At 69.2% G+C, this 14,075-nt stretch carries 13 protein-coding genes and 3 tRNA genes; 5 read left to right on the top strand and 11 right to left on the bottom strand.

Translation table 11 applies throughout. The features are described from left to right. Nucleotides 1–15 precede the first annotated feature (15 nt). The gene (locus DAT35_RS27180) at nt 16–1,602 is read right to left on the bottom strand and encodes a TolC family protein (RefSeq protein WP_369946072.1); all 1,587 of its coding nucleotides are present in this window, start codon (nt 1,600–1,602) and stop codon (nt 16–18) included. A 210-nt stretch (nt 1,603–1,812) separates the two neighbouring features. Between DAT35_RS27180 and DAT35_RS27175 the strand changes: the two genes are divergently transcribed. Both DAT35_RS27175 and DAT35_RS27170 read left to right on the top strand, forming a co-directional pair. Next, nucleotides 1,813–2,736 (top strand): class I fructose-bisphosphate aldolase, encoded by a 924-nt coding sequence (locus DAT35_RS27175; RefSeq protein ID WP_108070224.1) that lies wholly within the window; start codon nt 1,813–1,815, stop codon nt 2,734–2,736. Between the two features lie 279 nt (nt 2,737–3,015). Next, on the top strand, nt 3,016–4,191 hold the full coding sequence (locus DAT35_RS27170; RefSeq protein WP_108070222.1) for a polyprenyl synthetase family protein: 1,176 nt from the start codon (nt 3,016–3,018) through the stop codon (nt 4,189–4,191). A gap of 277 nt (nt 4,192–4,468) precedes the next feature. On the opposite strand, the gene DAT35_RS27165 is transcribed toward DAT35_RS27170, so the two are convergent. The 6 genes from DAT35_RS27165 to DAT35_RS27140 form a co-directional block, all read right to left on the bottom strand. Next, a tRNA-Ala gene (locus DAT35_RS27165) sits at nt 4,469–4,541 on the bottom strand. Nucleotides 4,542–4,610: 69 nt separating this feature from the next. Then, nucleotides 4,611–4,683, bottom strand: a tRNA-Ala gene (locus tag DAT35_RS27160). 54 nt (nt 4,684–4,737) lie between these two features. After that, entirely contained in the window at nt 4,738–5,136 is a 399-nt protein-coding gene (locus tag DAT35_RS27155) for a hypothetical protein (RefSeq protein WP_108070220.1), read from the bottom strand. A 74-nt stretch (nt 5,137–5,210) separates the two neighbouring features. After that, nucleotides 5,211–6,578, bottom strand: a complete 1,368-nt coding sequence (locus DAT35_RS27150) for an RsmB/NOP family class I SAM-dependent RNA methyltransferase (RefSeq protein ID WP_233261725.1) — start codon at nt 6,576–6,578, stop codon at nt 5,211–5,213. Nucleotides 6,579–6,599: 21 nt separating this feature from the next. Beyond that, nucleotides 6,600–7,253 carry a response regulator gene (locus DAT35_RS62140; protein WP_108070217.1) on the bottom strand — a complete coding sequence of 218 codons (654 nt, stop codon included), beginning with the start codon at nt 7,251–7,253 and terminating at the stop codon, nt 6,600–6,602. Nucleotides 7,254–7,334: 81 nt separating this feature from the next. Then, nucleotides 7,335–7,420 (bottom strand) — tRNA-Leu (locus tag DAT35_RS27140). 93 nt (nt 7,421–7,513) lie between these two features. Here DAT35_RS27140 and DAT35_RS27135 point away from each other — a divergent pair. The 3 genes from DAT35_RS27135 (at nt 7,514) to DAT35_RS27125 (ending at nt 11,371) form a co-directional block, all read left to right on the top strand. Next, on the top strand, nt 7,514–8,266 hold the full coding sequence (locus tag DAT35_RS27135) for a M48 family metallopeptidase (protein ID WP_108070215.1): 753 nt from the start codon (nt 7,514–7,516) through the stop codon (nt 8,264–8,266). Nucleotides 8,267–8,626: 360 nt separating this feature from the next. Continuing rightward, nucleotides 8,627–9,586, top strand: coding sequence for a diguanylate cyclase (locus DAT35_RS27130; RefSeq protein WP_108070213.1), 960 nt, complete (start codon nt 8,627–8,629; stop codon nt 9,584–9,586). Between the two features lie 48 nt (nt 9,587–9,634). Next, on the top strand, nt 9,635–11,371 hold the full coding sequence (locus DAT35_RS27125; protein ID WP_108070211.1) for a two-component system response regulator: 1,737 nt from the start codon (nt 9,635–9,637) through the stop codon (nt 11,369–11,371). A gap of 12 nt (nt 11,372–11,383) precedes the next feature. Here the strand turns inward: DAT35_RS27125 and DAT35_RS27120 are convergent, their stop codons facing one another. The 4 genes from DAT35_RS27120 to DAT35_RS27105 are packed head-to-tail and all read right to left on the bottom strand — an operon-like array spanning nt 11,384 to nt 14,064. After that, nucleotides 11,384–12,193, bottom strand: coding sequence for an SDR family oxidoreductase (locus DAT35_RS27120; protein ID WP_199243008.1), 810 nt, complete (start codon nt 12,191–12,193; stop codon nt 11,384–11,386). Further along, nucleotides 12,190–13,104: a tRNA (adenosine(37)-N6)-dimethylallyltransferase MiaA gene (miaA, locus tag DAT35_RS27115; protein WP_108070207.1), complete on the bottom strand. Its 915-nt coding sequence runs from the start codon at nt 13,102–13,104 to the stop codon at nt 12,190–12,192. Before miaA ends, DAT35_RS27120 begins: the two co-directional genes overlap by 4 nt. Continuing rightward, nucleotides 13,101–13,889 carry a hypothetical protein gene (locus DAT35_RS27110; protein WP_108070205.1) on the bottom strand — a complete coding sequence of 263 codons (789 nt, stop codon included), beginning with the start codon at nt 13,887–13,889 and terminating at the stop codon, nt 13,101–13,103. The genes miaA and DAT35_RS27110 overlap by 4 nt, the downstream gene beginning before the upstream one ends. 19 nt (nt 13,890–13,908) lie before the next feature. Next, complete coding sequence (locus tag DAT35_RS27105) at nt 13,909–14,064, bottom strand: hypothetical protein (protein ID WP_233261724.1); 156 nt, start codon at nt 14,062–14,064, stop codon at nt 13,909–13,911. Nucleotides 14,065–14,075: the final 11 nt, after the last annotated feature.

Raw genomic sequence — 14,075 nt, 5'->3', positions numbered from 1 at the left:
GCGGCGCGGACTTATTCACGGTTCCCGCGGCGCCGTTCCTGTGACTCGCGCAAGCTCCGCCTGGGCGACCTGGTAGTCGTGCCAGCTCTGAGCCCGGTCGCCCGCCGCCTGGGCGTACGCCGTGAAGGACTCGATGACATCCCGCGTGCCGGTGGTGCCCAGATCGAACGCGGCCATGGCGGCCGTGGCCCAGCGCCGCGCATCCCGCTCGGCGTCACTCAGGGCCTGGGCCCGCCGCAGCGCCGCCATCAACTCCCCGTGGGTCTTCGTCACCTCCAGGCGGATGGCGGCCTGGAGCAGCCGCTGCTGGGCCTTCAGCTTGTCCAGCTCCGCTCGTGACTGATCCAGCTCCGCCTGCTTCGTCGGGAAGTCGAAGGTGTACCTCGCCACCAGTCCTACGCCCACCTCGCGATCGTTGTACGGATCGTAGGCGAAGGGATCCCGTTGTGGCGTCGCGTTCGAGGTGTACCGGAGCGTCAGGAAGCCCGCGAGCCCGATATCCGGGAAGAACATGCGCTCGCGGATGAAGACCTCCTTCTCGCGCGCGATGATGCCCGCGGCGATGCCGGCGATCTCCGGCCTCTTCTGCTCGGCCAGCGCGAGGGACTCCTCCAACGTTGGAGGCTTCACCTCCCCTTCTGGCTCCAGCTCCGTCTCGGCGACCTCCACCGACTCCTCGGGTGGAATGCCCGCCAGCAGACGGATGGCGGCCAGCGCGAGCTGCCTGCCCTGCTCCGCCTGGGCCCGGCGCGCCTCGAGCTGCTTGCGGAAGAAGCCCAGCTTGTACAGGTCCATCTTGGAGACCTGCTCGGACTTCTGGCTCAGCATCTTCTGAAGCTGCTTCGCCGCGTCCTCCAGCCGCTCGGACGTATCATCGAGCTGCTTCAGCCCCGAGCGCGCCAACTGGTAGCCGAAGAAGGCCTGCGCGGCCTGGGAGCCCGCCTCGTCCTCCGCGCGATCCTTGAGCGCCTTGCCGATGATGGGGCCCTGCTCCGCCGCCTTCTGCAGCGCCGTCAGCTTTCCGAAGGTATAGAGCGGCATGACCGCGTTCGCCTGGAGGAAGGTCGCGATGCCCAGCCGGCCGAACTTCCAATCACCCTCGAGCGAGGCCTCTGTCGTCGGCGGCCCGCCCAGGCCGTCGTTGTAGGCCTCGGGAAGCGGCCCGCCCAGGCCCGCCGTCGCCTCGAGCTTGGGGAACCAGGCCCACTTCGCCTGGTACCGCAGCGCTTCCAGCCGGCGCAGTTCCGCTCGCGCCTCTTCTACCCGCGCGTCCTGCTTGCGGGCGCGCTGGACGAGCTGCTCCAGCGTGAGGGGCGTGCGCTTCGCCGCCCCGGGCGCCGAAGGAGGGGCTTCGTTGGGGTTGGGAGCCGCCTCCTCCGCCGCCTCACCCACCTGAGGTGTCACGCTCGGGGCCTGTGGGACCTGTCCTGCTCCGGACGGAACCTGCGGCGCCACCTGCGAGGGCGGAGGTGGCGTCGTGGGGGCTCCGGGCACCGGTATCGAGGGCGCGGGCGCTGGAGTCGGAGCGACTTGAGCTCCCGCCAGCGCCGCGGCGAGCACCAGTCCCACTCCCATGACACGTTGCGGATCTCTGCGGTTCACCACTCGCCTCTCCCAGAGGCCCTCGTTGTTCCGGGGCGTTCCCAGCGGCGCAGCATCCACTTTCGTGACCCATCCGTCATCGGGTTCGTGTACCCCGACCGTTCGCACCGCGACGAAGATTCGCATGATCTACTTGGTACGCGGCCGCTACCTGGGCAGAATCCGCGCCGTCAAAGTCAAGGGGCCTTCCGCCCCACACCGAGGAGTCACATGGCGTATACCGATCGCGTCAAGCAGATCCTCTCGTGGTACCCGTCCGACAATCCCGGCACGCTGTCCAACCTGGCCCGCCTGCTCAACACCGGTGCGCTCGCCGGCACCGGCAAGCTGGTCATCCTCCCGGTGGACCAGGGCTTCGAGCACGGACCCGCGCGCTCCTTCGCCCCCAACCCGCCGTCGTATGATCCGGACTACCACATCCAGCTCGCCATCGAGACGGGCTGCAACGCCTACGCGGCGCCCCTGGGCTTCCTGGAGTCGGTGGCCGGCAAGTTCCTGGGCGAGATTCCGCTCATCCTGAAGCTCAACAACTCGGACACCCTGGGCAAGCCCGAGCACCCCATGTCCGCCGTCACCTCCTCGGTGAAGGACGCGGTGCGTCTGGGCTGCACGGCCGTGGGCTACACCATCTACCCGGGCTCGGGTTACCGCAACGAGCAGTACGAGGCGCTTCGGGACATCATCCGCGAGGCCAAGGAGTACGGCCTTCCCACGGTGCTGTGGGCCTACCCGCGCGGCCACATCTCCAAGGACGGCGAGACCGCCATCGACGTGGTGTCCTACGCGGCGCAGATCAGCGCCCAGCTCGGCGCCCACATCATCAAGGTGAAGCCGCCCAAGGCCTTCCTGGAGCAGCCCGAGGCCAAGAAGGTCTACGAGCAGCAGAAGATCCCCATCGGCACCCTGACGGACCTGATTCGCGACGTGGTGAAATCCGCCTTCAACGGAAAGCGCATCGTCATCTTCTCCGGTGGCGAGACCAAGAGCACCGAGGCGCTGCTGGAGGACATCCGTCAGATCGCCGCGGGCGGTGGCTTCGGCTCCATCATGGGCCGCAACGCCTTCCAGCGCCCGCACGACGAGTCGGTGAAGCTGCTGAAAGATGTGATCAACATCTTCAAGAACGCTAAGTAACCGTCGCGACGAGGAGTTTTTCCGCGGCCGGTGTCTTTCGGGACCGGCCGCTTTTTCATTGGCGGTGTACGGAATCGGAAAGGGTCAAAAAAGACAGATGGGTAGTTGATGACCCTGCACCTGTTTTTCCCTCTGGAGGCCTTCCGTTCTCACTGTCTGAGCAGTATTTCTCCTCTCAAAAGCTATTTGCCTGTATAAAAATTTTCTGTTATTAAAACAGGAAAGAATGTCCATGGGGCTTGCCCGACCCCCCAAGCCGCCCAGCCCCGGAGGTTCGCCATGCTGACGCTGGTTGCCGCAGTGCAGGATACGATGCCGACGCGCGGAACCTCGGGTGCCAACGACCCCCTCTACATGAAGAAAGAGCGGAAGCCTCCACAGGCCGGGACCCCGGCAGAGCAGCAACAGTCGGCGTCCCCCGTGGACTTCGTGTCCTGGGCGAAGACGGTGCAGTACCAGACGCAGGTGGTGTTGCATCAGATCCTCGAGCTCGAGGACGAGCGTCACCTGGATCCCGATTGGAACAAGGTGCTGGAGCTGGTGCGCAGCTACTCGCTGCGTCCCTCCAAGCGCATCCGGCCGGGACTGGTGCTGGTGGGCTACGCGTTGGGGCGCGGGGACACGCGGGCACCGTCGGGGTTGTGGCGGTTCGCGGCGGCCACCGAGCTGCTGCACACCTTCATGCTGATCCACGACGACGTGGCGGATCAGGCGGACACGCGGCGTGGGGGCGCCGCGCTCCACAAGATGCTCGGCGAGGGGCGGCTCGGCGAGAACCTGGCGATCGTGATCGGGGATCACCTCTACGGCCGTTCGCTCGAGGTGATGTTGGGCTGCAACCTGCCGGACGCGGACGTGGCCACGCGCTACTTCCTCAAGGTGTGCCGCTACACCGCGGCCGGGCAGTACATGGACATCCGGCTGCCGCATCAGCCGCTGGCCGAGCTGTCCATCTACAACGCGCTGCGCGTGGCGTACCTGAAGACGGCGCTCTACGGCTTCACCGCGCCGCTGGTGTGCGGAGCGATGCTCGCCGGCGGGGATCCCGAGTTGATCAACAAGCTGGAGCGCTTCGGCCGCTACGTGGGCACTGCCTACCAGCTGCGTGATGACCTGCTCGGCCTGTACGGGCAGTCCTCCGTGGTCGGCAAGCCGACCGACTCGGACCTGGCGCAGGGCAAGCGCACCTTCCCGTTGCTGGCTGCCTACCTCCGCGCGACGCCCGAGGCCCGCCAGGAACTCGAGACGCTCTGCATCCCTGGCCCCAAGGACGAGACGATGCTGCAGCGCGCTCGCGAGCTGGTGGAGCTCCACGAAGGCCGCGCCGCCACCGAGCGCCTCATCGAGCGCTCTACCAACGCCGCCTCGCGCATCCTCCAGTCACTGCCCGAGGCCGGTGGTCTCAAGCAGATGCTGCGCGACCTGCTGCAGATGCTGATGATCCGCGAGGCCTGAGTCTCGACGCAGCACCCGCCGTCCAGGCTTCTCTTCCAGGCGCTGACGCCCTCCTTGTGACGTCCGTTTCCGGACTCGGGAGTGAGGTGCGCGCCCGTTGTACCCTCCTCCTCAAGAATTTCAACTCAGGCGGATTCCACGCGCCACGTGTTTCCACCGAGCGCGATTTCCAGCCGGAGCGCATTCAGTCTCAGCGGCTCCAGCGGAAGCGGTTTCCTGTCGTGTGGAAATGAAAAAGCCCGTCAGGCTCTGTGGACCTGACGGGCTTCGTTCATTGTGGAGCTAACCGGGATCGAACCGGTGACCTCTTGAATGCCATTCAAGCGCTCTCCCAGCTGAGCTATAGCCCCATATTCACTTGTGCCTTCGAGGGAGAAAGACGAGGCCCGTCAGATTTCCTGACGAGCCTCTTCCTACTGTGGAGCTAACCGGGATCGAACCGGTGACCTCTTGAATGCCATTCAAGCGCTCTCCCAGCTGAGCTATAGCCCCAAACCGCTGCAACCACCTGGGAAGTGATTGCCGTCCGTCGAAAGCGGCGCCCTTTTATAACTTCTTCGTGCGGGGCGCTACTCCCGAATTCGCCCCTCCAGCGTTTTTTTGCTTCAGACGCTGGGCCGCTTCCTCCCCTTCCTGCAGGAGATCGGTGATCTCCCGGGCCTGGGCCTCGGCCTTCTGCTGCGCCTGCTCGACCGCCTTCAGCAGCGGAGCGAACGTGGAGGGGAGCTCCATCTTGCCCTTCTGCACCTGCTTGAACACCGCCTCGCCCAGCTCACGCAGGGCTCGCTCCTTCTCCGTCTGGATGAAGTCGCGCTGCGTCTTCACCCGGGCCAGCTCGGCGTGCTTCTCCACCTGCTGGCGGAGCTGGGCCATCTGCGACTGGGCGGACTGGAATGCCTCCTGGAGCTGTCGGAGGGCCTCGGACTGCTTCGGGTCGGCTGCCACTGGGCGCAACCTCTCGGAAAAAGGACCGCTTTGCTGCGTAGCGTGCGCCCGCCGGGACTGTCAACCCCGCCCCTCTACCCCTTGCGCAGCCGGGCGGCGAAGAAGCCTCCGCCCGGCACCCGGGAAGGCAGCGCTCGGAGGAAGGGGCCATCGCACAGCACCGCCGCCCGCTCGGGACCGAAGATGGGCGCCAGGGGCTCCACGGTGAAGCCCGGCACCCGGGCCAGGAAGTCCCGCACCACCGCGTCGTTCTCCTCGGGCAGCAGCGAGCAGGTGGCGTACACCATCAGCGCTCCGGGCTTCACCTGGCCCGCCAGCTCCTCCAGCAGCGCCAGCTGCGTGGCGTGGAACTCCTCCACCGACTTCGCGGTGAGCTTCCACTTCTGATCCGGCTCCCGCGCCAGCGAGCCCGTTCCGCTGCAGGGCGCGTCCACGAGCACCACGTCCGCCTGCTCCAGTGGCAGCGGGTGTGGGAAGGACACGTGGCGCAGCGACAGCTCCCTCGCCCGCTCGCGAGCCTGGGCCAGCCGCCGACGCGAGCGATCTCCCGCCAGCACCCGTCCCGCCTTCCCCACCTCGTCCGCCAGCGCGAGCGTCTTTCCGCCCGCCCCCGCGCACACGTCCGCCACCGTCCGCCCCGACAGCGAGCCCTCTCCTGGACGGCAGGCCTCGACGATCAGCTGGCTGCCCACGTCCTGCACCTGCAGCCGGCCTTCCTTCATCACCCGCGTCTCGAAGACGCGATGGCTGGCCTCGGTGATGCGCACCGCGTCCAGCGCCACGTCCACCGGCTCCGCGGCTACGCCCTCCTCGAGCAGCCGCGCTAGCACCTCGGCCCGCGTACCCGAGGGCCGTGCGCGGAAGTGCAGCGATGGATCCTCGTCCAGCGCCGCCAGCATCGCTTCCAGCACCGGCTCCGGGTGCAGCTCGGCCAGCCGCTGTACCAGCCAGTTGGGGAACGAGTAGCGCGTCGCCAGGCGCTCCGGCCAGGACTCCGGCATCGGCGCCTCCGGCAGCGGGGACTCCACCACCCGGGCCAGCAGATCGTCCTTGATGGTGCGCGGGCGCACCGGGCCGGGCAGCTTCACCTCGGGGCCGATGCGTGCCCAGTTCGCGCCACAGAAGAGCCGGCGCCAGAGGGCGTAGCGTACCAGCGTCTGATCCTCGAGCAGACCGATCTTGCTGGGCGGGTGCCCCAGCGTGCGCGCCGCCAGGTCCAACAGCCGCATGTGCCTCGACAGCTCGCGGACCGCCAGGGCCGTGAAGCGCCGCTCCTGGCCCCCGAGGCTCTCCGCGTCCTTCAGGGCATTGGCCAGCGCGGCCTTCAGGGGCTCGCCCTTCAGGATCGCCAGGTGTGCTTCGAGCGCCGCCGTTGCCGCGCGCCGCGAGGGACGCCCCAGGCGCTCCTCGTCCAGGAATGTGTCAGGCCAGAGAGTGCTCACGCTCGAACGATCCGCGCCCCGCTACCCGCGGAGCGCCAGCGACACGGCCAGGCACCCATCGAGGGTTCGCACCTCGCGCGGTCCGGCCGCCAGATAGAAGTATTGGTGCCGCTCGCGCCGCTCGCCGTCCACCTCGAGCGAGCCCTCCAGCAGCATCATGCCCGTGCGCCCGCGGTGAGCCGGCCGGTGCTGGCTCGCTCCCGGCTCCATCCTCAGCCACAGGCGCCCGCCCGGCTCCTCGGCGATCCGGACCCCCTCCGCCACCCCCGTCCACGCCTCCTCCGGCGGCACGCTCCCCGCCGCTACCCGCTCCACCTCGCGCCGCAACCCGACGAAGCGCTCCACCAACGCCAGGAGGTCGTCGATCTGGAAGGGCTTGGCCACCACCGCGTCCGGCTCGTGCGACCGCAACACCCGCCCTACCTCATCGGCGGTGGATGCGCTGACGATCGCTACCGGCAGCAGCCGCTTGCGCGCCGCCTCCAGGATGATACGCCCTCCCTCCCCCGTCTCGCCGATGCGCAGATCCGTCACCACCAGGGAGTAGGGCTCCTCGCGCAGCGCCGCCAGCGCCTGGGGCACACTGCCTGCCTCCCGGACCTCGGCCTGCTCGGAGATGAGCTCCACCATTCCCTCGCGGAGACTGGCGTCATCCTCCACCAGCAGCACCTTCATGGGAGACCTCCCACCCAGGACTCCAGAGTCTCACTGCACGCCTGGGAGTGCCCCATCCCATCGGGCGAGAACTCCCCGGATTGGCCCTCCCCGGACTCGAACCGGGACGCGGGGTCAGCCGCAGCGGATTTTGAGTCCGCCTCGTCTACCAATTTCGACAGAGGGCCCCTTGGGGTTGGAACAGGCAGACGTATACCGCGATGTCGGTCCAAACGCATCCGAAGATTGCGGTCCCCCTCGCTGATAGCTAAACGGGCGCCATGTACAATCTCCTCATTGCTCTGGGTGTGGGTCTCGCCATCACCCTGGGCATCAAGCTCACCGGCATCGGCTCCATCTGGGCCGGCATCATCCCGGGCACCATCGCCTTGGTGGCGACCTACTTCCTGCTCGCCCGGCGCATCGGCAACCAGCTCCAGGTCCTCATGGGCTCCGTCCAGAAGGAGCTCCAGGGCCAGCCCACCAGCCAGAAGGAGGCCCAGGCGCGCGTCGAGCGGGCCATCAAGATGCTCGAGGGTGGGCTCGTCTACGACAAGTGGCAGTTCCTCGTCGGCTCGGAGATCCACTCCCAGATTGGAATGCTGAAGTACATGTCCAAGGACCTGGACGGGGCGAAGGTGCACTTCGCCAAGGCCAGCCCGCGCAACTACATGGCCAAGGCCATGGAGGGCGCCCTGTTCTTCCAGCGCAAGGACTTCCCGGCCATGAAGAAGTCCTTCGAGGCCGCCGTCACCTCCGGCAAGAAGGAGCCCCTGGTGTGGGCCGTGTACGCCTGGTGCCTCGTGCAGAACAAGGAGAAGGACGAGGCCCTCCGGGTGCTGGGCCGCGGCGTGGAGGCCAACCCCTCCGACGAGAAGCTCAAGAGCAGCCTGTCCGCCCTCCAGAACGACAAGCGCCTGAAGATGAAGCCGTATGAGCCCATGTGGTGGCAGTTCGGTCTCGAGGCGCCTCCGCCCCAGATGCTCGGCGGAGGGGGCGGCGGCCGGCGCGTTCAGTTCAACCCGCGACGCTGACCCGCGCCTCCCGGGAATTCCTACTGGCGGCATACCCGGGAACACTGCAACTCTTGCCTAGTTGGGGGCACCTCCTCCCGCAGTGGGTGCTGCAAGTCCCTGGAATCACTCCCCCCCTCTCACAGTGTGAAGGGGGCACGACCCTTGCTCCAGTGGTCGCCTCATCACCGGGCGAGCAAGCCCCGGAGTGGATGAGACAGCGGACTTGGCAGCCGGGGGTCTCGGGTGAAGGAGGAGGAGGACGTGGGGTGCACGCCGTGGGCGGCGGCGGAGGACGGTCGGGAGGGTTCACCCTCGGGGCGTGGCACTCGAGACTTTCGGCCTGCCATTACCAGGCAGGCGCAGGAAGTGGAGCGGACCATGGAACGGCACGACCGCCACGGGGAAAGGGCCCTGATCCTGGTCGTGGAGGACGACGCGGGCACTCGGGACAGCCTGGTGGAGCTGCTGGCCGCCCGGTTCGATGTCCTCGGCGCCAGCGACGGCAGATCGGGCCTGGGGCTCGCGCGAGAGCGCCAGCCGGATCTGATCCTGCTGGATCGCTTCCTCCAGCAGGAGGACGGACTGACGGTGCTCGAGTCGCTGCAGCGCGACAAGGCGACCGAGTCCGTCCCCGTCATCTTCCTCACCGGCGACTCCGACGAGGCCACGCTGGAGAAGTGCCTGGAGATGGGCGCGGTGGACTTCGTCCACAAGCCGGCGAGCGCCCGGGAGCTGATGGCCCGCATCGACCGGGCCCTGCGGCAGAGCGAGCAGCAGCAGCGGCTCCAGGTGCTGGCCCAGACGGACGCGCTCACCGGCCTGGCCAACTTCCGGGCGCTGTCCTTGCGGCTGGACGAGGAGTTCAAACGCTCCAACCGCTACCAGTATCCGCTGTCCGTGGTGATCATCGACCTGGACCACCTCAAGGCCATCAACGATGGCATGGGGCACGACGTGGGCAACCGGGCGATCCTCGCGCTGGCCAGTCACCTGCGCACCAACCTGCGCGAGGTGGACTTCGCGGCGCGCTTCGGCGGCGATGAGTTCGTCGCGCTGCTGCCACACCAGACGGCGGCCGAGGCGGCGGTGTTCGCCGAGCGGATCCGCGCGGGACTGCGCACCGTGAAGGTGACACGCAGCGACGGCCGGCCGGCCCCCTTCGGGCTGAGCGTGAGCGTGGGGATCGCCGATCACTCGGCCGCCCACCCGCGCGAGAGCACCGAGTCGCTGCTGAGGGCCGCCGATGCGGCGCTCTACGAGGCCAAGCGCGAGGGGCGCGATCGGGTGGTGGTGTACGGGTCGACGGAGATGCCGCCCCCCAAGGTTCAGCGGCACTGAGAAACCAAAACCCCGAGAGGACCCATGGACGGTGGAGCGAGGGCGCGGATGAATGGGAGCAGGCTGGCGAGCGGTTCGAGGGTGGCCATCATCGGGGGTGGAGTCGCTGGCGCGGGGCTGGCCGCCTCACTGCTCTTCAATGGCAGGGCCCGCGGCTGTGTGCTCGACGTGCGGGTCTACGAGAGCGGCGAGCCGGGAACGGTCGCACCACCGGCCGTGCTCACCCCCGAGTGTCGCTCGCGGCTGGCCGCGCTCGGCTGCCGCGTGCCCCCCGAGTGGCGGGCGCATGAGCTGCGCGGGGTGGAGATCCTCTCCCATGGCAACCGCGAGGTGCTGCCCTCCTCGCCCGGTGGACTGTGGGTGGTGGACGGCTGGCCCCAGGGCCAGGGCGGCCTCTCGCTGGTGCGCGAGGTGCTCGCGGGCGCGGCCACGTCCCAGGGGGCCCGCTTCGTCCCTCGGCGCGTGGATCGCGTGGAGAACCAGCCCTCGGCGCCGGATGCTCCCGCCGCGGTGCGCAAGAGCGGCCCGCTCGTGGTGCGGGCCCAGGGCAGCGGCGAGCGCTTCCACGCGGCCGTGCTCGCCACCGGCGCTGGGCCGTCGCTGGGCGATTCTTTCTTTTCGGGCTTCAAGCCAGCCCCCACCGTGGCGGCTGTTCAGGCCCGGCTGCGGCATGCCTCCCCCCGGCTGGCCGTGACGCCGCTGGCGCGGCTGTGGCTCTCCCCGCTTCCCTCTGTCGACGGGCTTCTGCTGTTGCCCGGGGCCCACTCGGTGTACGCGCTCGCCTTCGGGCCCACCGTGACGCCGGCGGATCTCTGCCAGGCGCTCATGATGGCGGCCCGTGATGGGCTCGTGGAGGAAGGTTTCGAGCTGGCCGCGCTGGAGACGACGCGGCTCCCCTACGGGCCGGGACGTACGCTGGTAGCGCCCGGGCAGCTCGCGGTGGGCGCGGCGGCGTTCGGCCACCCGCTCCAGTTGGGACTGTCGGAGACGCTGGCCTCCTGCAGCCGCGCGGCGGTGGCCATCCTGGACGCGGGGCTGGAGGGCCCCGCCCTGGAACGCCGGTACGTGCGCGAGGGCCTCAGTGAGTTGCTCGAGGACTCGGCCGCGGGCGCTCGCGCCACCACCTGGCTGCGCCGCGCCGGACGCCGCGCACCCCACGCCTTCCTGGCGGCTCGTGGCCGGGGCTCGTCCGGTGGCATGGGCGGCGGCGGCATGCTGGGCCTGTCCTCCCCCACTCCGCTCGCCCTGTTGTCCTCGGCCCGGTGGGCGGGCATCCGCGAGACGATGGCCTCCTGGGTGCGGACGACGGTGGAGCCCCTGCCCGCGACCATTCCCTCGCTGGAGCCGGACCTCTACTACATCGTGGATGACGACCCGGACGCGCGCGAGGCGATGACCCAGCTCCTGGAGTCCACGGGGGCGCGGGTGGTGGCCTTCGCAGACGAGCTGGCGCTGTTCTGCGCGGTGGCGCGCCGGCCTCCCACGGCGATTCTCCTGGACGTGGTGCTGCACTGGGTGGACGGGTTGCGGCTGTGCGAGGGCCTCAAGCAGCACCCGCTCACGCGCGACACGCGGGTGGTGGTGATGAGCGGGTTGAACCGGCCGCACGTGCGCCAACGCGCATTGGACGCCGGAGCCGAGGCCTTCCTGCCCAAGCCCGTGGAGCCCGAGCGGCTGCTGCGGCTGCTCCTGGAGCACGTCCCAGCCGGCGCGCCCGCATCCCAACCGCACCGGCCCTCGGCGGAAGGCTCCGTGCCCGATGAGACGGGACGCTACGCCTCTTGAGCCTTCCTCGGCTCACAGGCCGTAGTAGGACATGAGGATCCGCTCGAAGAGCCGCGCGGGCAGGAACGTCTTGGTGGACGCGAGCATCCGCTGCGAGAGGTGGCCCACCGCGTAGCGGACTCCCACCTGCTTGCGCTCCATCAACGAGAGCACCTGCCGCGCCACGAGCTCGGGAGCCGCTCCGGCCCGCTCCTCCTTCTCGATGATGCCGAGGGCGGTCTCGAAGGCCCCTCGGTACGGGGAGTCGGGGCCACACTGGAGGGCCCGCACGCGGTTCTCGGTGATGGGCGTGCGCACGTCGCCGGGTTGCAGCGAGGTGACCTGGATGCCGAACGAGGCCACCTCCTGGCGGAGGCTCTCCGTCAGCCCCTCCAGCGCGAACTTGCTGGCGCTGTACAACCCCTGGAACGGCAACCCCACCACTCCGCCCAGCGAGCTCACGTTGACGATGAGGCCCGAGCCCCTCGCCCGCATGGATGGCAGCACCGCCTTGCACACGCGCAACACGCCGAAGAAGTTGGTGTCGAGCTGGTGCCGGGCCTCCTCGAGCGACGTCTCCTCGATGGGGCCCGCCAGGGCGTAGCCGGCGTTGTTCACCACGACGTCGATGTGGCCCTGTTCCTCGAGCACGGTGGCCACCGCCCTCAGGACCGAGTCGTCCCGGGTGACATCCATCTCCAGCATCCGGTGGCCCGCGGAGGGGGGCGAGGGCTTGCGGCTCGTGCCGTAGACGGTGTGGCCCTGGGAGCTCAGCAGTTCCGCGCAGGCCCGGCCGATGCCGGATGAGGCCCCGGTGACGAGGACGACCTTCGATCCGCTCATGAGCATGGAATATCAGATCCACCCTCGAGCCTGTCGGCGTCATATGGAGGCTCGATGAAGATCGCCCCGGCCTCCTTGCGGAACCACGTGAGCTGCCGCTTGGCGTAGCGGCGCGTCTCCTGCGCCGCCTGCTGGATGGCCTCCTCCAGCGAGAGCGTTCCGTCCACCACCGCTTTCGCCTGCACGTACCCCACGCTGCGCATGGGCGCCGCCTCCGCGTAGCCCCGCGCGCTCAACTCGCGCACCTCGTCCACCAGCCCGCGCTGGAACATGGCTGCGGTGCGCGCGTCGATGCGCTGGTACAGCTCCTCGCGCGGCGGTGAAAGCACGTACATCCGGAAGGGATACCGGGTTCCGGCGAACGCATGCTCCTTGCGGAACTCGGAGGCCGTCTTGCCCGTCTGCTTGTGGATCTCCAGCGCCCGGATGATGCGTACCAGATCATTCGGCGGCAGCTTCGCGGCGGTCTCCGGATCCACCTCCGCGAGCTTGCGGTGCACGGCCTCTCGGCCCTCGGCGGCGGCGAGTGCCTCCAGCTCGGCGCGCAATTCCGGGTCCGCGCCCGGCGCCTCCACCAGGCCGTGCAGCAGGATGCGCAGGTACATGCCCGTGCCGCCCACCACGAAGACGGGCTTCCCCCGCGAGGCGATGTCCTCGATGGCCGCGTCGGCACGGCGCTGGTACTCGGCGGCGGAGAAGGGCTCGAGCGGCTCCACCACGGAGACGAGGTGGTGGGGCACGGCGGCCAGCTCCTCGGCCGAGGGCTTCGCCGTGCCGATGTCGAAGTACCGGTACACCTGCTGCGAGTCCGCGCTGACGATCTCCCCGCCCCGCCGGCGGGCGAGCTCGATGGCGATCGCTGTCTTTCCAGACGCGGTGGGCCCGGCGATGACGGTGAGGAAGGGCTTCATCGGCTTTCCAGCCCCGCTCGTACCACGTCCGCGGCGGACTCATCCCGCGAGAAGACGAGCCGGACCGTCTCCACGCTCGCCAGCAGACGGCTCGCCGACCCCAGCAGATGGCGGCGCCCAGCGGTGGAGGCCTCGGGCAGGAGCGCGTTGAGCAGCAGCACCCGGGCCACCTCCCCCGCTCCGAGTGGCTCCCAGCGCGAGGCCGCGTCCCAGCCCAGCGTCCCCACCACGCGCAGCGAGGCCTCCCGGGGAACGCCCACGTTCCACGGCGTCCCGGCGGCACGCCAGCCTCCTGCCTCGGGCCACACCGCCACCAGTTCGTCCGTCAACACCGTGCCACCGGCCCTCGTCCACAGCGCCCCCAGGGTGCTCTTCCCCGCCCCGGAGGGTCCCGTCCACAGGGCGGCGCGGCCCTCGCGCTCCACCGCCACCCCGTGCACCAACAGACCCCCGCGCCTCGCCAGCTCCCCGGCGAGCATCACCTTCAACACCGTGTCCACGGGGAAGCGGCCCTCGCCCGTCACGAGCGCGCTCCGGCCCTCGGGGGCGATGTCCGCGGTGTAATCCTCTCCCTCCACCCGCAGACCTCCTCCGGGGGCGGGACGGGGCTCGGGCAGGGCGCGCACGGTGGGGGCGACACGTGGCGTCGTCGGGCGCAGCACTCGGACCTGTGCCCTGGCCGGCGCCGAGGTGACGAACGCCGGGAAGGCCCGGACGAGCATCTCCTCCAGAGCCGGATCCTCGGGCTCGAGCGACACCGTCCAGCCCGCCAACGAGAGCGTCACCCCATGGGATGGAGGCTCCTCACGGCAGGTCCGAGCACGAGCCGGGAATGTCACAGCCGTAGTCTTCGTGGAACGACACCTGCGCGAGCGCGACGAAGGCCTGCTCCCAGAGCACCGCGGGAGGCTCGTAGACGCGCGTCCCCGAGGCCGGTGCTGACTCTTTCGGGTCGGGCACGGGCGGGGTGC

Source organism: Vitiosangium sp. GDMCC 1.1324 (assembly GCF_003044305.1).
Taxonomy (GTDB): Bacteria; Myxococcota; Myxococcia; order Myxococcales; family Myxococcaceae; genus Archangium.
The sequence above is the reverse complement of the archived record's forward strand: the minus strand, read 5'-3'. Positions and strand labels throughout refer to the sequence as shown.